Consider the following 23,119-nt stretch of genomic DNA (forward strand, 5'->3'; position numbering starts at 1 on the left):
ACCATGCTATTTTTAGCTCAAGATTCGCCAAACAAAATTGCATTAAGTGTGGAAAATCAGCTTTTAAGTTTTGCTGAATTAGAAACAGCAGTCTACAAAATGTCGTTGCAATTCAAAAAACTGCCCAAAGGGCTGCTGGTTTTATATGCAACAGCACAACCTCTATTTGTGATTCAATTATTAGCCGCGTTCAACATAGGCAAACCTGTCGTCATCCTGACACACCAAGAATCAGAACAGGGAAAACGAGCTATTTTAAGTACAAACATGACCGTTGATGCTCAAGGCGAACTCCTGGAAATTCAAGAAAATAAGAAGATGAAACATCATCCTGAACTCGCTTTAGTACTCTTTACTTCCGGAAGCACAGGCCAAATGAAAGCGGTGCAGCTTTCTCTAAAAAATATCACTTCCAATTGTCAGGCTGTCATTAATGCGCTTGAATTTTCTAGAGTTGTCGATCAATTATTATTTTTACCTTTATCGTACTCTTTTGGTCTGCTTGGGCAATTACTCCCCGGGTTAATCGCTGGGATAAAAACACAACTCATCACGCAATTTACGGACATTAAAACAGTGTTTGAAAATCATCCTATCCCGCAAATGTGGAGCGGAGTCCCTTCTCATTGGGTCGCGATTCATAAAATGGCAACACTTTTTCCAGAAGCTGCAACAAAAATAAAAGCGATTGTCTCTGCTGGAGCTCCTTTGAGCATTATATTGCGTGACAGTTTAATGCACACTTTTCCTCAGGCAATAATTTATAACAATTACGGCCTAACAGAAGCCTCTCCGCGTGTCCTGACTTATTCCAGCAAAGATCCATTATTCCTTGAAGATTTTGCCGGTTACCCAGTGGGTGATTGGCAGATACGCTTATCAGAGAACAATGAGTTGCTCATTAAAGGCAGTCAACTCATGTTGGGCTATCTGGGTGAAGAAAAACAAAGCCGGATGCAGGATGGTTGGTTTTTTACGGGAGATTTGGCAGAGCAATTACCTTCGGGTTTGGTAGTAATTAAAGGACGATTGGATCACATCGTTAATATTGGTGGTGAAAAGATTAATTTAATTGATATAGAGCATAAAATTTGCCAAATTAAAGGAATTAAAGAAGTAATTGTCATCCCGGTACCTGATGAATTGTATGGTATCCGTTTACGGGTATGCCTGGAACGGGATAGTTTCAGTACCGCCACCACAGAACACATGCTTTGTGATCAGTTAAAACACCATCTTTTACCGAGAAAACTTCCAATTACAGTACAATTATTGGATAAGTTGCCACGTAACCAACATGGAAAACTTGATAGAAAAACACTGCTTTTAAGCCAAAAGGAACAAAACCATGCTCACTGAACGAATCCGCAATATATTAGCAAAAATTGGACTTCCCTATCCTTCTCAAGATACATCCGCTTCACTGGAACAAGGAGGTCTAGACAGCTTAATGTTAGCCTTACTTATCATTGAGCTAGAGCGAGAATTCAAAATTAAGATCCCTGTTATGCCTTTAGTAAAAGAACATTATGAATCGCTAAACAGTATTGAAAAACACTTAATTGAGCTGGGGGCACAATGAACATTTTGATTACTGGAGGCTCATCGGATATCGCTCAAGCCATAACCAAGCGACGACTCCAATTAGGTGACACGATTATCATTACCAGTTCCAGCAAGGAAAGTCTAAATAAAACATTGGAACATTATAAACAACAAAAAATGCAGGTTAGTGGTTTGGTATATAATTTTTCCAATCCGGAAGCCAGTAAGGAGGAACTACAAAATCTACTGCAGCAACCTTTAGATGGTGTCATCCTTAACGCATTTACACGAGTGAGCCAACTACGCAAATTACACGCCTTATCCTATCCTGCATTACGCACTTACATCGATGATAATTTACATGGCAATATCTGGTTAATTCATCACCTATTACCGGCTTTATTAGCCAATAAATTTGGGCGATTGATTCTGATTTCGAGCCTTTCGGCAATTACAGGAACCAGTCGTTATGGCGCTTATTGTGCAACCAAAGCAGCACTCGAAGGCTTATTTTTAAATCTTGCCGTGGATTACAGTGCCAACAATATTTTATCTAATGTAGTACGTGTTGGTTTGATTAAAACCTCAAGAACCGAGCAATTCTGGAAAAAGCCTGCATATCAAGAAAAAATGGCACAAATTATTCCTCAAGGCATGATGGGAGAAGCGGCACAAATCGCAGAGGCCATGGATCCCTTATTATCCAGAACCTCATTTATGACAGGCTCTGTCATTACTGTAAGTGGAGGTTTACCACTCATGCGTTCTGAAGGAATATTATCATCATGAATTTGTTGCGTGCCGAAAAAAACATCTATATCAAAGGTCCTTTTACTGCATTACCTGAGCGGGTTGTGAGTAATCAAGAAGTGCTCAATTGGATGAATAGCACACAAAGTCCAACACTGGTCAGCTTCTCGACAGGAATTAGAAACAGACGCTGGGTCAATGAAGATCAGGCATGTAGTGATTTGGCTGTACTTGCAGCAGAAAAACTATTTGCAGCAAAGCCGGCAGAAAAAAATAAAATCAACCAAATTATTTTGGCAACTATATCAGGAGACTACCTTGCACCACCAACCAGCCCACTAGTACAGCATCGACTTGGATTGCAAAATACAGGAGCTTTTGATATTGGAGCAGCGTGTGCCGGTTTTGTAGTGGGTTTGCATACAAGTTCTGCCATCACTCAAGCAAGTATGGGTTCCATCTTATTAATTGCCAGCGAAGTTCGCTCAAAGTTTTTAAATAAAAATAATTTCGCTACCAGTGTTCTCTTTGGCGATGGAGCAGCAGCTTGTGTTGTGTCTACCAATAAAGAAAATGCAGAATTTCGTTTTATTGCCTCCGCTTTGTTTGCCGATGGCGAAGTCAGCGATACGGTGTCTACCCCTGCAGGAGGTTCACGACTGCCTGCAGCACATTGCCAAAACCCCGAACTGTTTTATATCACGATTAAAGAAAATACCGCTCTATTTGTCAAAGCAGTACATGGTATGGTTGATGGTGCAGAAGAATTTCTCAAGGCATTAAACCTTACTACTGCAGATATCCAATGGCTGGTCCCGCATCAAGGAAATAAAAATTTAGTTTTATCTGTTGCAAAACAATTAGGTTTTCCTGAAGAACGTATCGTTAAAACCGTAGAAGAGACCGGCAATACTTCCGGTTCAAGCGTAGGGATTGCTCTGGATTTTCTTCGCAAACATACCTGCATCAAATCAAACGATAAGGTGTTATTAGTTGCGGCCGGTGGAGGTGGTATTGCCGCTTGTGCCCTTTTAGAAGTGATCTGATATAGTTCGTATTGTAGCCTGGGGCTACTATTTTAAAAACTTAGCTTTGAACTAAACCAAAACTCGGCCAGGGGTGTTCCTTTATAGTGTGCTAAATGAAAATTGAAAAATTCTTTTGCTGCCTTTTTTTTATTGCTGTGTAATAAACAAAGCAAATAAGTCTGTGCAATGATTTCTAACTGTGCATCACTGCCACCAATTTCAGTGTACCTGGAGATACAAGAACCCATCAAATCACAGGCTGATTGAAAATCATTATTAACAAAAGCATGAATCCCTTTGCTCAAAGGTAAGATAACGGAACGCCACAGCGATTGATTATATCCCATCGCCAGGGTTTGAGCATAAGTTTCGATTGATGCCAGGGCTCTCTGAACTGCGTCCTCTTGACCTAAACGAGTAAGGCAATATACATAATGGACTGTGTTAAAACCGGTATAATGAGTAAAAGGGTTTTCATCAAGATAACGTCCAAGGACATTAAATTGCTCTAATTGCGGAAATCCAGCCATATCCAAACGCCATAGCAATGAGATGGCATCTATTTGTTCGGTAATAATTTCTGGAGATGTGCCAAAAATAACAGGATATAAATCCATTACCTTATCATCGTGTCGTAATGCAAGATAAAACAAAGCTAAATGCCAACTGTTATGTCCACGAAGAAGTGTTGATATATTCTCCCAACTCCCTCGGAACGTTTCTAAAGTGGCTATCCCTTTTGCACTATTGTTTGTGTTGAGATAGATATGAGCCAGAGTATGATGTGCCCAAGGTGTAAGTGGTTCGATGGTCAAAGCCTGTTCTGCCAAACGTTGCGCGTCTAATAGATGACCAGATAATTCCGCCGCAAAAGAATGCATGGCTAAAAAATGAGATTCATCCTGATTATGTGCTGCAATCCGTTCACAAAACTTCAAATAGTTATGACTATTGTAGGCTTGTCCCGAACAATAAAATAACCATTCAGCAAACTTTGCTGCTAAAGTATCACGTGGATATAAACCCGTTAAAGCGTCTAAAATAGTTAAAGCAGTTTCGTATTCCAAATTCATCCAAGCTTTAACTGCGTGATAAGTTAATTTTTCCCTTAAATTAACCGAATTCAATAATTTTTCAGCCTGCAACAAATGTTTTTTTGCTAAAGCAGTGGCTGGATCAGTCTGGCCATAAAGATAAAGTGCAGCAGTATAAACTTGGAGGAGCAAATTATCAGGATTTATTTTGACTGCTTCGAGAATATTATGAGGCTCCTTGCCAGCCCCTAAAACTTGTTGATGAAAATAGTTAATGCTATCTATTACTTGCAACGACTGAGTCGTTACGGATAAGCCGCGATGTGTTTCCATATTTTTCCTGACGAAGATCGCCTTCCTTCTTTTATTATATATCTCTTTAAAAAAATAAAGCCAAATGAAGCAACGCGGAAAAATGGTATTCTGGTTGTTTGCATATTGATTTCATATTTATAAAACAGCAGAATAAATGAAAATCTTTTAAACTCAATTCCTGAAACCCTAAATGAAGCCTAGGCGGTAAGCGTAGCCGTACCTCGGGTTAGCAATTCATCATCAGAGAAAATAAAATTGTCCAAATCCATATGAACAGAAATACAAATATCAAAAACAGTTACGCCTGAGTAAACTCAAATAAATCTTTATAAGTATGAAAATTCATTGCATCCTCTTCAGTCACCGTTAAATTATATTCTTCGCTAAGAATAGCCAGTAACTCAACGATTTTTAAGGAATCTAAATGCAAGTCTTCTATTAACGCCGTATCATTATGAATTTCTTCTTCTTTCATGCCTGATAATTTGGATATAATATTTTTTAATTCTGTCTCAGTAATTTTCATAAACAATACCTCTTAATGATCTTTTGAGGCCAGATAATACCATGAAGCGAAAGAACCCAAGCCCAAAATAAGTAAGATTATAGCTAAAGAGAATTGGCCATACCATTCGCCTAGAGCGATAATCCCACTAGACAACGCGGCACTTAAGTCTTGCATGCTTGCATATAAGGCCCCTACTGTTCCGGCCATGTGAGGAAATGGATGAAAAGCTCCAGCAAATGCATTGATAAAAGTAAGCCCCACTCCCATGCTAAACAACGACATAGGGATCATGATGGAGAATACGTTCTGCAATCCTATAATCGACAAAAACAGCATGGTAACACCACCTATTACCATAAAGACAATCCCTATAAATACCATGTAGGATACACCTTTTCTCATCACCATCTGACTGTTAATTATTCCGCTCACACAAATTGCCCCGGCAATAAAAATGGTTAATTGGCCAAACTCTATAGGACTAAGCCCTAATGTATCTTGAAAAAGAAAGGGAGCAATTGCGAGATAACCAATTATCCCTGCAGAAGCAAGACAGGCACACAATGCATAGCCTAAAAACACTTTAGATTGTAGCAAGGTTAAATAATTATCGCGCATTACTCTAAATTGAGTTGCATGAGGATTAAGATTTTTATTGGTTTCAGGAAGAGTGCATAATGCCAGGATCCATATTGCGATACCAAATACAAGTAAAAATAAAAAATTGATACGCCATCCAAAATGCTCCTGGATATATCCTCCTAGGACAGGAGATGCCACCATAATAAAAACACTCACAATCCCTACATAAGAACCTATCTTAGATAAAATTCTGTCAGTAAAAAGATCGCGGACTAGAGATCGGCCTACTGAACCACAACACCCAATACCAAATCCCTGAATAAAACGGCCAATGATCAAGACTAAAACTGAAGGAGCAAGAAAGCAGCATAAACTGCCTAAGATACTTAGGCCAACACCAAACATAAGAGGTGGTTTACGGCCAATTTTATCCGATAAAGGACCATAAAATACATGGGAAATACTCAAACCCAGCATAAAAAGAGATAATGTTAATTGAATAGATGCTTCATTACTGTGGAACTCTTTCACAATGGCAGGTAATGAAGGAATATACTGATCAGTAGTCATCTGCATCAGTACCATGAGCATTAAAATAACAAAAATCAGCAAGGGTTGTAACGAAACCTGTTGTACATCATTTTCTTTGTGCATCAAAAAAACCTTTTTAACTTCTGGATTAATGACTTACCCCAAACTGAGTCCATGGTGCAATCACACCATGCTGAGTCCCAAAATAATCAAACAACAAATAAAACCAATAAACCAAATCGTGGATCTTAAGGAAGCCATATCCATTAAATAAAAATAGCTATAAATAACTCGAGAAACGATAAAAATAATCGCCAAAATTTGAATTGTTATTCCGATATGATGAGTTGCTATGGCGGTTAATGTCGCAGTCGCAAATACAAGCAAAGCTTCAAAGCTGTTTTGATGGGCTGCAACTGCTCGCGCCCCCATTCCTTGTAATCTTGCCTGTTGAGCTCTTGGGTAATGATTATCATAATTCCCTTCTTTTTGCATAAAATTAGCTACAACAACCTTGAGAAGATAAGGGAATAATATCGCAATGAATAAACAAATAATTAAAGTGGTCATAGGCATTTTCCTGCTAGTAATGGCTCACATTTTCTATAAAAAATCATCGTAGCCTCTGTGGCAACGAAGTAAAACCCTGGTTAAAAAAAATTTAAATTAGACTCTGCATACAGACCCCTAAGGGTAAATTAGTACGTATAATCATCAAAAACGAAACCATAATAGCGAGAATATTAACCCAGTACAATGACTCATACCTCCCCTCCTCAATAAGGAAAATAGTACTTTCTACCAATTAATTTCTTCTGTTATGATGAATTTATCGAGTTGTAGTCATTTAAAGGATTGTATTATGGTGCAAGATGAGTCAAAAAAAAAATCGAAAGGGCATATTGTTTTATCATCACATCCATCCGGGCATACTGCTGCACCGTTAAAAATAAAATGGGGCGCAGAAAACCCTAAAGAACGCGGCCCGGTAATAGCCTCTCTTACGAATATAAAAAATCGCAATGTAGTCGGTACACACTCTGGCTCATACTCAGTTTATCGAGCACTAGCAGTTGCTGCCGGAGTGTTGGATTCAGAGCACGTACCGGACCTTACCGATACTACGCCGCCTGTAGCCATTGGCCCACATCCTCAATGGAACGATGCCCAGAAAATCATCTCCATCGATCCCTGGGGACATCTTGTTGCAGGTGTTTTTTCGGAAGAAATTCAAGCAGGCTATGATATTCGCCCTACAATTGCAGTTACCAAAGCACATATTAATATTCCTGAATTGCATACGGCCATCCAAAGAGGCCGCCTCAAACCCGATGGAAAAATATTAAAAGAATCAGGTGATGTCGCAGTCACCAAAGTCGCTGTGGAGCCAGTCTGGTATTTACCTGGAATTGCTGAACGTTTTGGAATTTCAGAATCACTGTTACGTCGTACCTTATTTGAACAAACAGCTGGGATGTTCCCCGAATTAGTAACACGTTCTGACTTCGATGTTTTTTTACCCCCTATAGGTGGATTAACCGCCTATTTTTTTGGTGACGTAACGACAATCCATGATCCAAAAATTGAGCTTACCTGTCGTATTCATGATGAATGCAATGGTTCTGATGTATTCGGCTCCGATATTTGTACCTGTCGCCCCTATTTAGTACATGGGATTGAATTGTCTATTGAATCTGCCCAGAAAGGTGGCGCGGGTTTGATTGTTTATAATCGAAAAGAAGGAAGAGCTTTGGGTGAAGTGACCAAATTTTTGGTCTATAACGCCCGCAAAAGACAGAAAGGTGGAGATACTGCTGCTAAATATTTTGAAAGAACTGAGTGTGTCGCAGGAGTCCAAGACATGCGCTTCCAGGAACTCATGTCGGATATTTTACATTGGCTTGGCATTACCCAAATTCATCGTTTTGTTTCCATGTCCAACATGAAATATGACGCATTACTCAAATCTGGAATTCATGTTGTAGAACGAGTAAGCATTCCCGATGAGCTCATTCCCCTTGATGCTCAAGTAGAAATGAATGCCAAACGTGCGGCAGGCTATTATTCACCTAATCGCATCGTTGATATTAATGAATTAGCAAAAACCAAAGGACGTGATCTTAATGAGTAATGAACAAGAAATTGCCCGCGTATTAACCACGTTAAGAGATCCGCGCACGATACGCGTACGCTCCCATGCTATTCTAGAACGAGTCAAGCAAGACCAATCAGCATACTTTTTCTTAGATCCAGAAAAAATGACCGCTACAGCTTCATTTGTTATTGAGGTCATTCAGGATAATTATCCAAATCTTGATATTCCCTATCACAGTCGTTGGCGTCATTTTGAAGTGGGGAATATTAATCGAATAAAAAAAATGCGGGAAGAATTGGGCATCATATCTGCAGATGAATGGGGTAAAATTCTTTACGAGCTGGTTATTATCAGCGTATTCCTAGACGCAGGCGCTGGCCAATACTGGCGCTATACAGAGGCTGAAACAGGAGTCGAATATTCGCGCTCCGAAGGTCTCGCACTAGCAAGCCTTTCTCTTTATCTAAAAGGAATGTTTAGTGCTCATCCATCTCAACCATTGAGAGTAGATGCAGAGCGCTTATTGTCCTTTAATGAAGCCGACCTACACGATGCTTTTCAAGTCACTGCTCAAAATCCTTTAGAGGGCGTTTCCGGACGAGTTGCATTGCTGAATCGACTCGGTGCATTAATACAACAGGACGCACAACATTTTGAAAAAGAAAGCCGCTTAGGTAACTTTTATACTTACATTAGTTCTTTAGCAACAAATGACATACTTACAGCGTCTCAGATTTTTCATGAAGTGCTCGATACATTTAATGAAATATGGCCGACAAGACTGCTATTTCATGGAATCCCACTTGGAGATGTGTGGCAATATAATGCGTTCAAATCAAATGAATCGGGATCGGAATACATTCCATTTCATAAATTATCCCAATGGTTAACTTATTCTTTGATTGAACCCCTAGAACAAGCGGGAGTTACAGTGACCTACCTGGAAGAACTAACGGGTTTGCCAGAATATCGAAATGGTGGTTTACTCATCGATTGCGGGTTGCTGCAAATTAAAAATAAGAACATTCTGGGAGAGTCACTCCCACCAGATGCAGAAGCAATTGTAGAATGGCGTGCATTAACCATTGCACTATTAGATGAATTAGCCACATTAATCAGAAAAAAACTGCAAAAAAATACCAAAGAACTTCCTTTGGCTAAAATTTTGCAAGGAGGTACCTGGGAAGCAGGACGACGAATTGCCAAACAAAAACGTTCCCAGGGTATTCCACCGATACAGATTATTAGTGATGGCACAGTTTTTTAAATTAAAACGTGTAGCCTGGGTGAAGGCCGGTTTTTTTCATCACGGATTTCCCGGGTTCCGCTTCGCTTCGCCCTGGCTACATTTTTTCACATAAAAACGCAGTTTGGAGTTAAAATGAACAATCAACACGTTATAGTAGTGCAGCATCCATTAATTCAGCATAAGTTAACAATCATGCGTCGAAAAGATACCAGCACAGTTAAATTTCGCACATTGATGCATGAAATCAGTATGTTGCTCGCTTATGAAGTCACTCGTGATTTGGAAATGGAATATGAAGAAATCGAAACACCTCTAGCCATAATGCAATCACCGGTTTTAAAAGGTAAAAAAATGGTTTTTGTATCAATTTTGCGCGCTGGTAATGGTTTGGTCGATGGCATGTTACAACTTGTACCTACAGCCCGAATTGGTCATATTGGCTTGTACCGCGATCCTAAAACCCTGGAAGCAGTTGAGTACTATATAAAGCTTCCAGAACATACTCGAGATCGTGATGTGATCGTAGTTGATCCCATGCTGGCGACTGGCAACTCAGCAATCGCTGCAGTCAAAGAAATTAAAGCAATCGAGCCTAAATCAATTAAATTTCTCTGCCTGCTTGCCTCTCCAGAAGGAATAGCAGCATTTCATGAAGAGCATCCAGAAGTTCCTATTTTCACAGCAGCTATAGACCAGCAGCTCAACGAAAAAGGCTATATTATTCCAGGGTTAGGCGATGCAGGAGACCGACTTTATGGCACGAAACTAGAATATTAATCACTAAATATTAAGTAAATAGGCATAGAACATCCTCAGTACAAAAGCAAATTTTGTTGAAATATTGGATCTGCAGTGTTAATATTGAACATTGTGTTCGGTATTATATAAAGGATGTTTCATGTCATCAAATGAATCAGCAGCAATACTTTCACCTCTAGCAGTAAATAAAAAGTATTCATGGGCAAAACATGATACCGTTTGGATGTTAAGTCTTTACGGTACTGCTGTAGGTGCTGGAACCCTTTTTCTTCCAATAGATGCTGGACTTAATGGGATTTGGCCTTTAATTATAATGGCCGTACTTGCCTTTCCCATGACTTACTTTTCGCATAGGGCACTATGCCGTTTTGTTTTATCAGGTTCTTCTTCTCAGAATGACATTACCGATGTGGTTGTAGAACATTTTGGTACTTTTGCAGGAAGGATACTGACCGGATTATATTTTTTTGCAATTTATCCAATCTTATTGATGTATAGCGTGGCAATTACTAATACTACGGAAAGCTTTCTTGTGAATCAGTTAGGTATGTCCTCCCCTCCAAGAGCACTTTTATCCATAATACTTATCCTTGCACTCATGGCTATAGTCCGATTTGGACAGGAAATCATTGTCAAATCAATGTCTTTATTGGTTTATCCATTTGCAACTATATTATTATTTTTATCTATTTATTTAATTCCTAACTGGAATAATGCCATTTTACAACAAAGCAATTCATTGCATGCTAATGGAGGGCATGGATTGTTAATGACTGTATGGTTAGTCATTCCAGTCATGGTATTTTCTTTTAATCATTCACCAATTATTTCTTCTTTTGCGGTGAATCAAAAACAGCAATATGGAATTGATGCGGATAGTAATAGTACGGCGATCCTGCGGTACAGTCATTTATTCATGGTCTGTTCCGTTATGTTTTTTGTATTCAGTTGTGTTTTTAGTCTTTCACCTCAAGACCTTTTACAAGCGAAACAACAAAACATTTCTATCCTGTCTTATCTAGCAAATCATTTTAAAACACCTTTGATTGCTTGCATCGCTCCTATTATTGCCTTTATTGCGATTTCCAAATCCTTTTTAGGTCATTATTTAGGTGCTAAGGAAGGTTTGAGTAGCATTATTGTGAACCTGTTAAAACCAACTGGTAAAACAATAAGCCAATGCAAACTTCAACGCGTCATTGAAATTTTTATGGTTGTTACGTGTTGGATTGTAGCCACCATAAATCCCAACATCTTAAAAATGATAGAAACTCTGGGTGGACCTGTTATTGCTACCCTATTGTTTATTATGCCTATGTATGCAATTGCCAAAATTCCGGCAATGAAAAAATATAAAACTGATCGTGTAAGTAATGTATTCACAACAACCATAGGCATTATCGCTATCTCAGCGATATTGTATGGTTTGTTATAAAATAGACCGTAGCCTGGGAACTCCGTTCATACCCGGGTTCAGCTGTGCTTCACCTGAATTGCCTACACATTACTGAAATCCGTCCAGCTCTACTCCCGCGTCCCGCGGCTTGTGCCTGAACGATCGTCAGTTTTTTAAATTTATCATGTACCACTTAAGTTTCTCTACGTACCGCTTAAATTTCTCTACGTACTGCTTTCCTACGTACCGCGCTTTATGCGCGGTATCCAGAACGATATTTTAAGATGCCGCTGAGCATTTCTATAGTAAGATCCCCTGGATACCGCGCATAAAGCGCGGTAGGTAGGCGAAAAATTTAGTGGAGGTTTCTCAAAACTGACGATACCTCAGGTAAACAGACCCTGAACGATCGTCAGTTTTTTAAATTTATCATGTACCACTTAAGTTTCTCTACGTACTGCTTTAAATTTCTCTACGTACCGCGCTTTATGTCTGAGAGATGGTCACTTTTTGTGACCATCTCTCAGGGCTTGTGCGCGGGACGTCGGCAAGGATGTGATCAAGAGACAGGCTTCACCAAGCTACATTGATACACGCATAACGCATTAACTCCTATTTTCATTCCCAGCAAAATATGAAACAATTCATAACAATTTTTATTCAATACTATTTCGATGCACGTTGAATTTCAGCACGTACCTATAGAAAGCATTCAAGCGGGACAATATCAACCCAGACAAGATTTTAATGACATCACATTAAAAGAGCTCGCTCAATCCATTGCATCACAAGGCTTAATTGAACCCCTAATCGTCAGGTCAATCGCAAAACAGCGTTATGAAATTATCGCAGGCGAAAGAAGATGGCGTGCTGCAAAAATAGCAGGATTACAAACTGTCCCTTGCCTCATCGGAAATTATAACGACAAACAAGCATGTGCCCTCACTCTAATAGAGAACATTCAACGAGAAGATTTAAACTTAATTGAAGAAGCAAGCGCTTATCGACGTTTGATTGATGAGTTTAATTATCATCAAGATGAAATAGCTGCTTTAGTAGGGAAATCACGTAGTCATATTGCCAATATTATTCGGTTATTGGGTTTAAGTGAAAATATAAAAGATTTCATTCGGAATAAAGCCTTGTCATTTGGCCATGCGCGAGTTCTTATAGGGTTAGAACCAACCCAGCAAGACTATTTAGCGAAACAAACTATAACGCAACAATGGTCAGTAAGACAGTTAGAACATGTGGTAAAAGTACAAAAAAATAAAGAATTTTCTCTACCAAAAAATACAAAAAGAGATCGAGACATTGAACGGTTACAATCAGTATTAGGGGAACAATTAGGTGCGCCAGTACAAATAATAAACGATAATGGCGATGGTGGATGGTTACAAGTCAAATTTTTTGATAATGATACACTTGCGGGACTTTTGGAGCGATTAGGCTTGCGATATGATTAGACGATGGTTATCAATTTTCTATTCCGCATATGATAAAACAAAAGGAACGACATCAATGAGAAGGACGTTTACTAGCGCGTTTTTATTGGCTTTATCCACACTATCATATGGTATCAGTATTCAAGGCGAGGTAGATAATTTAATTAGGCGAATTAATCCAAATGTTAATCTTGGAATTGTCGTTCTTGACCTCACTTCTGGGCAAACCCTATATCGGCGTAATGCAGAACGTTTGTATATCCCTGCAAGCAACATGAAACTTTTTTCCGAAGCAGCAGCATTAATGGTACTAGGTCCAGATTATCGTTTTGAAAATCGATTAAGTATGAGTGCAGGAAAAATCGAACAGGGAATACTCCAAGGAAATGTTTATGTACAACTAAATGGTGATCCTTCTTTTAACCGTAATGATTTAAAAGCACTGCTTTCCTCATTGAAGGAATGGAATATCCATACCATTCAAGGTAATGTTTACATCGATAGCAGCCTGGCGCAAGTCGATCCCTATCCTCCTGGCTGGCTCGCCACCGATTTATCCTACAGCTACGGAGCCCCCAATGCCCCCGTCATGGTTGATTCCAATCGCTTGACGGTTACCGTAAATCCAGGAGCTCAAGCTGGAGATCCTGCGGTTGTTGAAGTAGACGATGGTGGAGGTGGTATTGCATTAAATAATCAGGCGACAACGAAACCAAACGCAAAAGGTTGTGGCGTGGGTTTTAATTTAGATCAAGACAATCATTTAACTGTTCGTGGCTGTGTCGGAGTTGGCCAATGGGCAGTACAACAACGTTTGGCTATAAAAAATCCTTTAATGTATGCTCAAGGCATGATCAAAACTCAATTGGCAAAAGACAATATTCAACTCAATGGCCAGGTTCAATTAGGAAAAACTCCAGCAGGTTCTTTATTCATTGCGACACAACACTCTAAACCCATGTCACAACTGATGGCAGATACTTTAAAACCATCTGATAATCTCTATGCGGACAGCTTGTATTTGCATGCTGCAGAAAAACTCAAAGGACGGCCAGTCAACTGGCGAGATGCTGAACCTGTAATTAAGAATTTTTTACAATCACAAACAGGAATCGATTTTACTCACGCAATTTTTACGGATGGCTCGGGCTTATCGCGCTACAGCTTAGTAACTCCAGAGCAAACCATATCGCTATTAAAATTTTTATATCAACGTTTTCCTTTATCTTATGAATACATATCTGCATTACCTATATCCGGACGTGACGGAACCTTGCAAAAAAGATTCCGTATCCCCACGCAACAGGGTTTTGTTCGTGCTAAAACAGGTACTATGACTGGAATAAATAGTCTTTCAGGATATTTATACACTACCAATGGCCATACTTTGGCGTTTGCAATGTATGTGAACAGACAGCCCGGTAAAGCATCTGGGCCCGGGCGTCCTGTATTGGATGCTTTATGCACTTATTTCTTGCAAAAGAATCCAGACAGCAGTCGTTTGAGTCGAATTTTTTCACCTCATCAACGTATTAGTTTCCAATCAAATCCTACCCAAGCCGAAAAGCAAAAAGCTCATCAGGCTAAATGGAGGCGTTTGGAGTCTGCGCTACGAACTGCGTTGAGAGACCAATCTATAAATATAATCTATCGAGGCAATGAACTTATAATAAACGATAACCAGACTGGTCCTGAAAAAGTATGGTCCGCACTACAATCCGTGGTAAAGAAATATCCTTTTGGAGTGATGTTATTTTCCAAGACTCTATCGATTAACCCTTCAGGTAGCCCTACCCTACTTTGGGTGGAAACAGATACTCCCAATCAGGTACAAAGGACCTGGAGTATTCGTGAAGCAGCTTAGGAAACGCGTTGCGGCCAAGATAGCAGCAGCCGCGGAGGGTCTGTTTCCATTTCGCCAGCTTGAGTCTCTGAATGAGCCTGATTTTCGAGTACCGAAGCGCAGCATACATGAAGTATGTGAGCATCGGAGCACAGAAAATCAGGACAGTTTTGACCAGGAGAGTAGATATGGAAACAGACCACTCCTTTTATAGACAATATCCGGATGTGGAGATTCAATTGAATTCATTTTTTAAGGCTGTCCTACTGTTTTTTTGCTTTTTTCATTCTGTATATGCAGGACCTAGCTTTTTAACAATTAGTGATATTCATTACGGCAGCAACAACTTATCCCGTGATGGAGAGGATACTGGCACAGAGTTTCTAAAAATCACTATGAAAAAATATGAAAAATTAAGCCAAAAAGTAGACTTTATACTTTGTTTAGGCGACTTACCCACTCACTCTTTATTTAACACAACTAAAAAAGGAGAGTTCGAAAAAAAGGTATTTGATGAGTTATATGAAAACGATAAAAATTTAAAACCTATTTTCTATATCACGGGGAACAATGATTCCTTACTTGGTAATTATCAGCCTTTCGAGTCAAGTGGTGTTTCCCCATTAAATTTTGCTACGGATTGGAATGGTGCCTGTGCTCATTGTAAAGGGTTAATTATTGATGGCAGCCACATGTATCACGATGGGTATTATTCCAGTTATGTAATACCAGGAAATAAAAAAATTATTTTGATCGCCCTAAATGCCACTCAATGGACAAATACCCCCATACTTGCAAAATATCCTAATCAGCAACACGATGCTTTAATCCAGCTTTCTTGGTTGGAGCAGCAATTAAAGAACCATCATGCTAAACAGCTCTTGATTGCCATGCACGAACCACCTGGAACTTCATTTAAGGGAAAACCCGTTTGGCATAACGCTTACTTACAGGAATTTATAAAAATATTGAATAAGAACAAAAAATCATATGGAGAAATAACTCTCCTCACATCCCACACGCATATGGATGAGATCAGAAAAATCCATCTGGATGACGGGAGCAATGTCTATGCCTTTTCTACACCCGCGATTAGTCGTATCCATCATAACTACCCGGGTATGAAAATTTTTAGCATGGATAATAATCTGAAAATTAAAAATTTTACTACTTATTACACGAGCAACCTCAACAGCTGGAAAAGCCAGAAATACCAGGCACTCCACTCACGAGGAGCTATTTTTCCACGTTGTCATCAAAAAATATTATCGCAGTGCCTTAGTACATTAAATATGGAACAAATATGTAATTATTTAGATAAGGGTTTGTATTATGGAGTAAAAAGTTCCAAGGTGCCACGTCATGAATGCAATACAATATATAGCGTCATTCACTAAGTTCTAGACAAGGCACAAGTAAAATGAGGTGAAGGAGTGTTATCAAGTACATGACTGAGATGACCGAGCTTGCAACGACGAATAGAACTTAGTGGGTGGCGTTATATCAAGTTTTCACTCATTGACAAATCTATAAATCAATTCTAACGTTGGTATCAGTTATCACTAAAGGACCTAAATATGAAAGCACTTTATACAGCAACAGCGCGTACCCATGGTGGACGAAACGGACATATAGAAACTTCCGATGGATTATTAAGACTGGACTTGGCGAAACCAAAAGAATTAGGTGGGGCAGGCGGTGGTACAAATCCAGAAGAATTATTTGCTGCAGGTTATTCCGCGTGTTTTGAGAGTGCTATGCGTCATGTAGCCAGTTTACAAAAAATTCCTCTGCAAGATGCCTCAATTCTTTCTCAAGTCTCGTTATATGCCACCCCAGAAAAAGGATATAAACTTGGGGTTGAAATGCATGCTCATCTTGTGGGCTTAAGTCAAAAAGATGCAGAAGATTTAGTAGCCAAAGCGCATCAAGTTTGTCCCTATTCGAATGCAATTCGCGGCAACGTGGATGTGGAATTTAAAGTAAGTGTCGAATAAAGCATATTTTGAATGAAGCAGAATTTTTTGGCTGCTTCATTCAGACTTTTTATGTTAATCAGCTCGCCAGCTGCCTCTGTGCATAAAGATTTTCTGCAACAACCTGCCCCAATTTGCTAATATAATCTTCTGGATAAGTTGTTTTTTTACATCCAAAAAAATCAAATAGAGAATTATTATGTTTTATTATTTTCATTTTCTCTACATCTTGGGTAAATGTTTTTATAAAAGCATCAATCTCTTGTAAATTACCGCTTTGACATTCCAAATTAAAAATAAACTGTTTTAATAATTCGCCTTTTTCACGACGCGAGGCACAAAGTGATTTTCCCAAGTTCATTGCATCTGCATGAAGACTACGAATTATTTTTACTACATCCTCAGGTAAATGAGCGTAAGGGGTGGATGACGATTTACCGATCGCATCTTCTGCTTCCTTACAGCATCTTCGTACTGATGTTGGATGAATGAACGTAAACATCTTGTGGTAGGCCTCTTTAAATTTTACTGCCAGCCAAGTATGTGTATCCATGGTAGGATGTATGTCATCCCAAAACATATAACCATCTGCCGGAGAAATATTTTCTTTCTGATTCACAGGATTTTTTTGGCTTTGTTTAAACTCCTCAGAATCAACATAGGGCAATTTTAACTTACTTTTATCAAATCCATATTCTTCACTATGCTCATACATTTCTTGGAATGGTGTACTGACATCAAAAATTGAAAGATTCAGAGGACTATTTAAGCCCTGATATTTTTTGATCACGTGTTGCACTTTGGCTGCTAATTGCTTGTTAAAATATACGGAACATTGTGCCGCTTTATCTTGATCCTTTTTGCCTTTAGCCTGAAATCTTGGCGTCAAAGAAAGATCAGGTAAATTCAATAAAACAAAGTTCCGATAACCTTGTTGAATTAAGATCTCAAGATTTTCAATACGTGCATTAACTGCATCATCTGCTGCAAGAAAAGTAGGTTCGGAATTCACCGTAAGTAAATCATTTGCACCAGACCACTCAACTATTAAAGTTTCAGCTTTTTCCTGAGCACTAATTTTATACTTTTTATCGTCTGCACTGAGTTGTTTCCGCTTCTCTTCTAAATTGGCCACGATTAACCTGGCTATTTCATCTTTAAGATTGAAGGTAAATTTCGTCTTGTAATCGGAAGAAGTTAGACCTGCTTCACAATAGAAACGTGCAAAACGTGTTCCTTTATATAAAATATGTTTGTCATTATTTAGACTAAATGCTCTTTTATTTTTTTTTTGTAAATGCAAATCATTCGCTAAAATGGCATCTGCTACATCCGCATTTCCTCGTGCATCGCGAGGTAGCCTCAGTTTTCTCCGGGCATAATCTATTTCAAATTGTTCAATGACCGCTGTAACAAAATAATCTCCCCAGACAAACCCATTAGTAAATCGTCCTCTAGGTGCATCATAACCAATCTCATAAAGGTCCGCTAAAGGGATAAACCCAAATAACAAGCGTTTATCAAAAGTTCCTCTATCCGATAAACTATCCCCCAAAAAAACCAAACGACTAATCTTAATCCCAGATGCTGGCATATCAATCTCCTTATTAAAGATCATTAACCAAAATCTCCGTTCCCAGTACAGGAACAAGGATAAGTTTAAGTTGCAACTCAAAATCTCCTAAACCTAATCCCTGATAATGCTCAGGAAGGGAAAGAAATAATTCATTACAAATTTTTCAAAAAGATAATTCAATATTGAAATCAAGTTGTGTTTGTACTACTTATCGATACAATCTTTTAAACATAAGCAACAAAAACAAGACAACGAAAACACATCCCAATGGGTAGGCTTAATTATTGGGAATTTTATGTTGGTTGGTTGGACAGTTCCTGATAATATAAACTTATTTTTTAAAAATTGTCTATGAAAAACAATCAATTTGATCTTATTGTACTGGGCGGTGGTAGTGGTGGGATTGCCAGCGCTGTTCGAGCTGCTAAATATGGCGCCAAAGTAGCGGTAGTAGAATCCAGCTTTTTAGGTGGTACCTGCGTTAACTTAGGTTGCGTCCCCAAAAAAATTATGTTCAATGCATCCATGATTAATGAAATCATGCATCATGCACCTGAATATGGTTTTTCACTCACATCGCCCATCCTCGATTGGAATACTCTGGTTAATAAACGTAATGCCTATATAGAACGACTCAGAGAAAATTATGCAAAACGTTTTACTCAGTTTAATATCACTTTAATTCAGGGTACTGGTGCTTTCCACGATGCACATTCAATCAAAGTAAATGATGTCCTTTATCGTGCGCAACACATCATCATTGCCACAGGCGGTGAACCTTCGCCACCAACAATCCATGGAGGCCAGCATACAATTGATTCGGATGGATTTTTTTCCTTGACCAAACGACCTGATAAAGTAGCAATTATCGGTAGTGGATACATCGGGGTGGAACTGGCAGGGATATTAAATAGTCTGGGTAGTGAAACACATCTTTTAATGAGGGGGATACGGCCTTTATCCCGCTTTGATAATGTCTTGGGTGATACCTTAATGGAAATCATGCAACAGCAAGGTATTCATATCCACCCAAACCATAAAGCACAGGAAATAAACTTACATAGTGATGGCAGAAAATCTATAGTATGCTCCAGCGGCTCAATTATTCAGGATATCGACGTAATTATTGCTGCTGTGGGGAGAAAACCCAGAACGGCTGGATTAAACCTGGAGAAAGTAAGTGTTGCTACTGATGAGCAAGGATTGGTTTTGGTCGATGCGTTCCAAAATACCAGTACTCAAGGTATTTATGCTCTAGGTGATGTGACTAATGCGCCTGCCCTTACTCCTGTAGCAATTGCTGCAGGCCGTCGTTTGGCAGATCGTCTTTTTGGCCAGCAACCAGAAGCTTGCCTAAACTATGAGAATATCTGCACCGTAATCTTTAGTCATCCACCGATAGGAACAGTTGGGCTTAGTGAACAAGAGGCCATTGAGCAATATGGCAAGGATCAAATTAAAATCTATCAAACCCGTTTCACACCAATGTTTGATGCATTTGCTGAAGAAAAAACACCTACAGTAATGAAACTGGTTACTCTAGGGAAAGAAGAGAAAATTATTGGTTTGCACATCATCGGACTAGCCGCTGATGAGATGCTCCAAGGTTTTGGTGTGGCGGTAAAGATGGGAGCCTGTAAAAAAGATTTTGATAATACAGTTGCCATTCATCCCACAAGTGCAGAAGAATTCGTAACTATGGTTTAAATAATATGAATGATGGCATTCGCAGTTTTCAAGGGAAATCGCCTTCAATGGGTCAACGAGTCTATATTGATCCTAAATCAGTAATCATTGGTGATGTATCTTTGGGGGATGATGTATCTGTTTGGCCTATGGCTGTTCTACGTGGCGATGTAAACTCGATTAAAATAGGTAATGCCTGCAGCATTCAGGATGGAACCGTTTTGCACGTTACTCATGATGGCCCCTATACTTCAGGCGGGCAACCATTAATTTTAGGCCAGGGAATTACAGTCGGACATCAAGCAGTATTACATGGTTGCATTGTTGATGATTTCTGTCTTATTGGTATGGGTGCATTAATTTTGGATGCTGTACACATACAGCATCATGTAATGGTTGGTGCAGGGGCACTGGTAACTCCGGGAAAAGTTCTGGAAAGCGGTTATTTGTATCTTGGAAACCCAGCTAAAGCGATCAGGAAATTAACCGAGCAAGAACTCGAGATGTTAGAATACTCAGCACAACATTATGTGCGGCTCAAAGACAAACATTTGGTATCATTGTAGCTTAGTAAGCACAACTTTTTACGTCGATATCTATTGCTGCGCGTCTTAGGGCATGTTGATAATTCATCCCCGCCGCCTACGTTCCCTAATGATTATCGAAGATACTTATCTTAACTCTGTCGCATTGCTTTTAGATGCTGGCATAACTCCTTCTCACTACAACAATTTATTGGAAATAATCTAAACTAAAGAAATAATAGATAATGGATTAAGCAAATGGCTCAAACGCCTTTAGAAGAGGAAATATTAAAAACTGAAAAGTTAAGAACAACGATTTTATCTATTATCTTTATTTTAATGGCGCTCATATGGACAATATTTTTTATTCTCTCTCCCGAAGTATATTATCGACATGCGAAAGTACCGGCGATTACTATGCCGAGTTCTTTAGCAGCTATAGCTCTTTATTTTTTACTCATGCGAAAAATAATTTGTCGATGCGCCCTTCATAAGAAAAATATACCAATCTTTCTACGTTATCTTAATGCGTTTATCGAAATAAATATTCCTACATTAGGGATTATTGTAATAATGAACCTTCAAACACCCATCTATTCTCTTTTAATGCCACCTGTTTTACTTTATTTTATTTTTATTATTCTTTCTTCATTGACTTTAAACGAATGGATATGCCGATTTTCGGGATTGGTTGCCGCCATTGAATATTGGGGACTTTCTTATTATGTTCTCAATTATACAGATACCTCAAACATTGATTCATATTTAGTAGAATGGTATGCCTTTGCTGCCCGTGGAGGAATTTTATTAGTTGGGGGGATCGTTACCGGATTTATCACTTCTCAAATTAAAAAACAGTTGTTTACAGCTTTCGACGCGCAACAAGAACGAGACAAAATTGAGGGCATTTTTGGCCGGCATGTATCGCCTGAGGTTGTATCCAAGCTACTTTCAAAAGATGCTCAAGCGAGTGAATACTTACCCGTGTGCATTATGTTTTTGGACATAAGGAATTTTACTTCTTTTACCGAACAAAACGAAGCATCCGTTGTTGTTGATTATCTCAACAATCTTTTTAAACATATAGTAAAAATTATTCATGATAATAAAGGGATTATAAATAAATTTTTAGGCGACGGTTTTATGGCAGTGTTTGGCGCCCCATTATCTAACGGCAATGATGTAGCTAATGCGGCAAATGCAGCATTAACGATCATTGAATGTATCGAAGAAGAGATAAAAAAAGGGAATCTGCCCGATCTGAAATTAGGAATTGGTTTACATTTTGGTCATGCAGTAACAGGCACAATCGGAACAAAAAAGCGCCAGGAATATACTATTATTGGGGATGTAGTAAATTCTGCTGCTCATATAGAGCAGTTAAATAAAACATATCATTCGCAGGTTCTTATTTCTGAAGATGCCCTGAAGCACCTATCTGAAATTAAAGCTGAGTTTGTGGGTAACGCTACCCTCAAACATCGTGACAATCCGATTAAATTATACAAATTGGCTTAATTTCTTTTTATAAATCTGCTTTCATAATTTTTGATAATATGGAATTAGGGAAATAGAGATTACAGGCCTAGTTATCTGATTTTCATAATTTTTTCAAAGATATTAAGAATTGAAACCTTTTGAACAAAGAAAAATCTACTCTTTATCATGAAAAAAACTAACACCAATTGCATTTATTACATATCAGTATAAATAGCACCTAGTCCACTTCTATTTCCCTAAACCTCGATTTTGGATTTAATTTAAATTTCAAAGAACAGACGATACGGACAGCAACTCATAGGTTCCAGCGTTCTGTTCATAAGATCCAGCTTCCTGTTTTGGCGGTTTCATAATGCCATAGGCACTAAGCAACTGACCTTGATTTGCTTTTGCTGGTGCCTCTGAGTTCACAGGATGCTCACATTGATTGAGCTGTTGTTCCATCTGCTCTATAAGGAGTTGTAAACGAGCGCTTTTTTCAGCCAATTCCAATTGCATTAACTTTACCTCTTGCACATCACCTTCTAGATCAGCAAGCCTTTTTTCGATCATTATGACACTCCCTTATGCCTTTTAAAAAAATTCTTTATCTTCACTCCTTGGCTTTAAAAATATGAGCTTCATGATATTTTCAAGCCTTAAAGCCAGGAGAATACTAACAATTATTGAAGCATAACTCGAGTCACTTCAGGAATTTTCATGACTAAATCTTCTGAATATGCACTAGAAGGTGTTTGAAAACCAATTGGAGCATTTCCAGATAAAGCGTATTGTACA

22 protein-coding genes (1 of these 22 running past the window's edge) are annotated in these 23,119 nt (G+C 38.8%); 15 read left to right on the plus strand and 7 right to left on the minus strand.

What is annotated here, in order from left to right; translation table 11 throughout:
- Nucleotides 1-3: 3 nt before the first annotated feature.
- Genes LXO92_RS15670 through LXO92_RS15685 form a run of 4 tightly spaced genes read left to right on the plus strand, consistent with a single transcriptional unit; the run spans nucleotide 4 to nucleotide 3,341 of the window.
- Nucleotides 4-1,359: a class I adenylate-forming enzyme family protein gene (locus tag LXO92_RS15670; RefSeq protein ID WP_232891294.1), complete on the plus strand. Its 1,356-nt coding sequence runs from the start codon at nucleotides 4-6 to the stop codon at nucleotides 1,357-1,359.
- Entirely contained in the window at nucleotides 1,349-1,582 is a 234-nt protein-coding gene (locus LXO92_RS15675) for an acyl carrier protein (RefSeq protein ID WP_232891295.1), read from the plus strand. Before LXO92_RS15670 ends, LXO92_RS15675 begins: the two co-directional genes overlap by 11 nt.
- The gene (locus LXO92_RS15680) at nucleotides 1,579-2,334 is read left to right on the plus strand and encodes an SDR family NAD(P)-dependent oxidoreductase (RefSeq protein ID WP_232891296.1); all 756 of its coding nucleotides are present in this window, start codon (nucleotides 1,579-1,581) and stop codon (nucleotides 2,332-2,334) included. Before LXO92_RS15675 ends, LXO92_RS15680 begins: the two co-directional genes overlap by 4 nt.
- Nucleotides 2,331-3,341: a 3-oxoacyl-ACP synthase III family protein gene (locus LXO92_RS15685; RefSeq protein ID WP_182350449.1), complete on the plus strand. Its 1,011-nt coding sequence runs from the start codon at nucleotides 2,331-2,333 to the stop codon at nucleotides 3,339-3,341. Before LXO92_RS15680 ends, LXO92_RS15685 begins: the two co-directional genes overlap by 4 nt.
- A gap of 32 nt (nucleotides 3,342-3,373) precedes the next feature.
- On the opposite strand, the gene LXO92_RS15690 is transcribed toward LXO92_RS15685, so the two are convergent.
- The 4 genes from LXO92_RS15690 to LXO92_RS15705 all read right to left on the minus strand — a co-directional run bounded on the left by LXO92_RS15690 (nucleotide 3,374) and on the right by LXO92_RS15705 (nucleotide 6,863).
- Nucleotides 3,374-4,690 (minus strand): tetratricopeptide repeat protein, encoded by a 1,317-nt coding sequence (locus tag LXO92_RS15690; protein WP_182350450.1) that lies wholly within the window; start codon nucleotides 4,688-4,690, stop codon nucleotides 3,374-3,376.
- A 280-nt stretch (nucleotides 4,691-4,970) separates the two neighbouring features.
- A complete protein-coding gene (locus LXO92_RS15695) occupies nucleotides 4,971-5,198 on the minus strand; it encodes an acyl carrier protein (RefSeq protein WP_182350451.1) in 228 nt (75 codons plus the stop codon).
- Nucleotides 5,199-5,210: 12 nt separating this feature from the next.
- Nucleotides 5,211-6,416 (minus strand): multidrug effflux MFS transporter, encoded by a 1,206-nt coding sequence (locus LXO92_RS15700; protein ID WP_182350452.1) that lies wholly within the window; start codon nucleotides 6,414-6,416, stop codon nucleotides 5,211-5,213.
- Nucleotides 6,417-6,476: 60 nt separating this feature from the next.
- Nucleotides 6,477-6,863 carry an MAPEG family protein gene (locus LXO92_RS15705; RefSeq protein WP_182350453.1) on the minus strand — a complete coding sequence of 129 codons (387 nt, stop codon included), beginning with the start codon at nucleotides 6,861-6,863 and terminating at the stop codon, nucleotides 6,477-6,479.
- Nucleotides 6,864-7,155: 292 nt separating this feature from the next.
- On the opposite strand from LXO92_RS15705, the gene LXO92_RS15710 reads away from it, so the two are divergent.
- The 8 genes from LXO92_RS15710 (at nucleotide 7,156) to LXO92_RS15745 (ending at nucleotide 17,077) form a co-directional block, all read left to right on the plus strand.
- On the plus strand, nucleotides 7,156-8,424 hold the full coding sequence (locus LXO92_RS15710; RefSeq protein WP_182350454.1) for a GTP cyclohydrolase II: 1,269 nt from the start codon (nucleotides 7,156-7,158) through the stop codon (nucleotides 8,422-8,424).
- On the plus strand, nucleotides 8,417-9,655 hold the full coding sequence (locus LXO92_RS15715) for a URC4/urg3 family protein (RefSeq protein ID WP_182350455.1): 1,239 nt from the start codon (nucleotides 8,417-8,419) through the stop codon (nucleotides 9,653-9,655). The genes LXO92_RS15710 and LXO92_RS15715 overlap by 8 nt, the downstream gene beginning before the upstream one ends.
- Before the next feature lie 114 nt (nucleotides 9,656-9,769).
- Nucleotides 9,770-10,414, plus strand: coding sequence for a uracil phosphoribosyltransferase (gene upp, locus LXO92_RS15720; protein ID WP_182350456.1), 645 nt, complete (start codon nucleotides 9,770-9,772; stop codon nucleotides 10,412-10,414).
- A gap of 121 nt (nucleotides 10,415-10,535) precedes the next feature.
- Entirely contained in the window at nucleotides 10,536-11,831 is a 1,296-nt protein-coding gene (locus tag LXO92_RS15725; RefSeq protein WP_182350457.1) for a serine/threonine transporter, read from the plus strand.
- Nucleotides 11,832-12,466: 635 nt separating this feature from the next.
- On the plus strand, nucleotides 12,467-13,258 hold the full coding sequence (locus LXO92_RS15730) for a ParB/RepB/Spo0J family partition protein (protein ID WP_182350458.1): 792 nt from the start codon (nucleotides 12,467-12,469) through the stop codon (nucleotides 13,256-13,258).
- Between the two features lie 55 nt (nucleotides 13,259-13,313).
- Nucleotides 13,314-15,101, plus strand: coding sequence for a D-alanyl-D-alanine carboxypeptidase/D-alanyl-D-alanine endopeptidase (gene dacB / locus LXO92_RS15735; RefSeq protein ID WP_182350459.1), 1,788 nt, complete (start codon nucleotides 13,314-13,316; stop codon nucleotides 15,099-15,101).
- 218 nt (nucleotides 15,102-15,319) lie between these two features.
- Nucleotides 15,320-16,477, plus strand: coding sequence for a metallophosphoesterase (locus tag LXO92_RS15740; RefSeq protein ID WP_425600750.1), 1,158 nt, complete (start codon nucleotides 15,320-15,322; stop codon nucleotides 16,475-16,477).
- A gap of 180 nt (nucleotides 16,478-16,657) precedes the next feature.
- Nucleotides 16,658-17,077, plus strand: a complete 420-nt coding sequence (locus LXO92_RS15745) for an organic hydroperoxide resistance protein (protein WP_182350460.1) — start codon at nucleotides 16,658-16,660, stop codon at nucleotides 17,075-17,077.
- Between the two features lie 58 nt (nucleotides 17,078-17,135).
- Here the strand turns inward: LXO92_RS15745 and LXO92_RS15750 are convergent, their stop codons facing one another.
- On the minus strand, nucleotides 17,136-18,650 hold the full coding sequence (locus LXO92_RS15750) for an SGNH/GDSL hydrolase family protein (protein WP_232891298.1): 1,515 nt from the start codon (nucleotides 18,648-18,650) through the stop codon (nucleotides 17,136-17,138).
- 333 nt (nucleotides 18,651-18,983) lie between these two features.
- On the opposite strand from LXO92_RS15750, the gene gorA reads away from it, so the two are divergent.
- From gorA to LXO92_RS15765, 3 genes are all read left to right on the plus strand, one after another.
- The gene (gorA, locus tag LXO92_RS15755) at nucleotides 18,984-20,339 is read left to right on the plus strand and encodes a glutathione-disulfide reductase (protein ID WP_232891299.1); all 1,356 of its coding nucleotides are present in this window, start codon (nucleotides 18,984-18,986) and stop codon (nucleotides 20,337-20,339) included.
- Nucleotides 20,340-20,344: 5 nt separating this feature from the next.
- Nucleotides 20,345-20,884 carry a gamma carbonic anhydrase family protein gene (locus LXO92_RS15760; RefSeq protein WP_232891300.1) on the plus strand — a complete coding sequence of 180 codons (540 nt, stop codon included), beginning with the start codon at nucleotides 20,345-20,347 and terminating at the stop codon, nucleotides 20,882-20,884.
- A gap of 216 nt (nucleotides 20,885-21,100) precedes the next feature.
- Nucleotides 21,101-22,360: an adenylate/guanylate cyclase domain-containing protein gene (locus LXO92_RS15765; RefSeq protein WP_232891301.1), complete on the plus strand. Its 1,260-nt coding sequence runs from the start codon at nucleotides 21,101-21,103 to the stop codon at nucleotides 22,358-22,360.
- Nucleotides 22,361-22,609: 249 nt separating this feature from the next.
- On the opposite strand, the gene LXO92_RS15770 is transcribed toward LXO92_RS15765, so the two are convergent.
- Nucleotides 22,610-22,894 carry a hypothetical protein gene (locus LXO92_RS15770; RefSeq protein ID WP_232891302.1) on the minus strand — a complete coding sequence of 95 codons (285 nt, stop codon included), beginning with the start codon at nucleotides 22,892-22,894 and terminating at the stop codon, nucleotides 22,610-22,612.
- Nucleotides 22,895-23,004: 110 nt separating this feature from the next.
- Nucleotides 23,005-23,119 carry the final stretch of a saccharopine dehydrogenase family protein gene (locus LXO92_RS15775; protein ID WP_182350464.1) on the minus strand. 959 nt of this gene lie beyond the right edge of the window, so the window shows 115 of its 1,074 coding nt (coding positions 960-1,074); the start codon falls outside the window, past its right edge — the gene reads right to left on this strand; its stop codon occupies nucleotides 23,005-23,007.

Source organism: Legionella resiliens (assembly GCF_021344005.1).
Classification (GTDB): domain Bacteria; phylum Pseudomonadota; class Gammaproteobacteria; order Legionellales; family Legionellaceae; genus Legionella; species Legionella resiliens.

Excerpts from the sequence above, each read along its gene's own strand:
- LXO92_RS15670 (WP_232891294.1), top strand. The coding sequence starts at position 4 with ATGCTATTTTTAGCTCAAGATTCGCCAAACAAAATTGCATTAAGTGTG.
- LXO92_RS15675 (WP_232891295.1), top strand. The coding sequence starts at position 1,349 with ATGCTCACTGAACGAATCCGCAATATATTAGCAAAAATTGGACTTCCC.
- LXO92_RS15680 (WP_232891296.1), top strand. The coding sequence starts at position 1,579 with ATGAACATTTTGATTACTGGAGGCTCATCGGATATCGCTCAAGCCATA.
- LXO92_RS15685 (WP_182350449.1), top strand. The coding sequence starts at position 2,331 with ATGAATTTGTTGCGTGCCGAAAAAAACATCTATATCAAAGGTCCTTTT.
- LXO92_RS15690 (WP_182350450.1), bottom strand. The coding sequence starts at position 4,690 with ATGGAAACACATCGCGGCTTATCCGTAACGACTCAGTCGTTGCAAGTA.
- LXO92_RS15695 (WP_182350451.1), bottom strand. The coding sequence starts at position 5,198 with ATGAAAATTACTGAGACAGAATTAAAAAATATTATATCCAAATTATCA.
- LXO92_RS15700 (WP_182350452.1), bottom strand. The coding sequence starts at position 6,416 with ATGCACAAAGAAAATGATGTACAACAGGTTTCGTTACAACCCTTGCTG.
- LXO92_RS15705 (WP_182350453.1), bottom strand. The coding sequence starts at position 6,863 with ATGACCACTTTAATTATTTGTTTATTCATTGCGATATTATTCCCTTAT.
- LXO92_RS15710 (WP_182350454.1), top strand. The coding sequence starts at position 7,156 with ATGGTGCAAGATGAGTCAAAAAAAAAATCGAAAGGGCATATTGTTTTA.
- LXO92_RS15715 (WP_182350455.1), top strand. The coding sequence starts at position 8,417 with ATGAGTAATGAACAAGAAATTGCCCGCGTATTAACCACGTTAAGAGAT.
- upp (WP_182350456.1), top strand. The coding sequence starts at position 9,770 with ATGAACAATCAACACGTTATAGTAGTGCAGCATCCATTAATTCAGCAT.
- LXO92_RS15725 (WP_182350457.1), top strand. The coding sequence starts at position 10,536 with ATGTCATCAAATGAATCAGCAGCAATACTTTCACCTCTAGCAGTAAAT.
- LXO92_RS15730 (WP_182350458.1), top strand. The coding sequence starts at position 12,467 with ATGCACGTTGAATTTCAGCACGTACCTATAGAAAGCATTCAAGCGGGA.
- dacB (WP_182350459.1), top strand. The coding sequence starts at position 13,314 with ATGAGAAGGACGTTTACTAGCGCGTTTTTATTGGCTTTATCCACACTA.
- LXO92_RS15745 (WP_182350460.1), top strand. The coding sequence starts at position 16,658 with ATGAAAGCACTTTATACAGCAACAGCGCGTACCCATGGTGGACGAAAC.
- LXO92_RS15750 (WP_232891298.1), bottom strand. The coding sequence starts at position 18,650 with ATGCCAGCATCTGGGATTAAGATTAGTCGTTTGGTTTTTTTGGGGGAT.
- gorA (WP_232891299.1), top strand. The coding sequence starts at position 18,984 with ATGAAAAACAATCAATTTGATCTTATTGTACTGGGCGGTGGTAGTGGT.
- LXO92_RS15760 (WP_232891300.1), top strand. The coding sequence starts at position 20,345 with ATGAATGATGGCATTCGCAGTTTTCAAGGGAAATCGCCTTCAATGGGT.
- LXO92_RS15765 (WP_232891301.1), top strand. The coding sequence starts at position 21,101 with ATGGCTCAAACGCCTTTAGAAGAGGAAATATTAAAAACTGAAAAGTTA.
- LXO92_RS15770 (WP_232891302.1), bottom strand. The coding sequence starts at position 22,894 with ATGATCGAAAAAAGGCTTGCTGATCTAGAAGGTGATGTGCAAGAGGTA.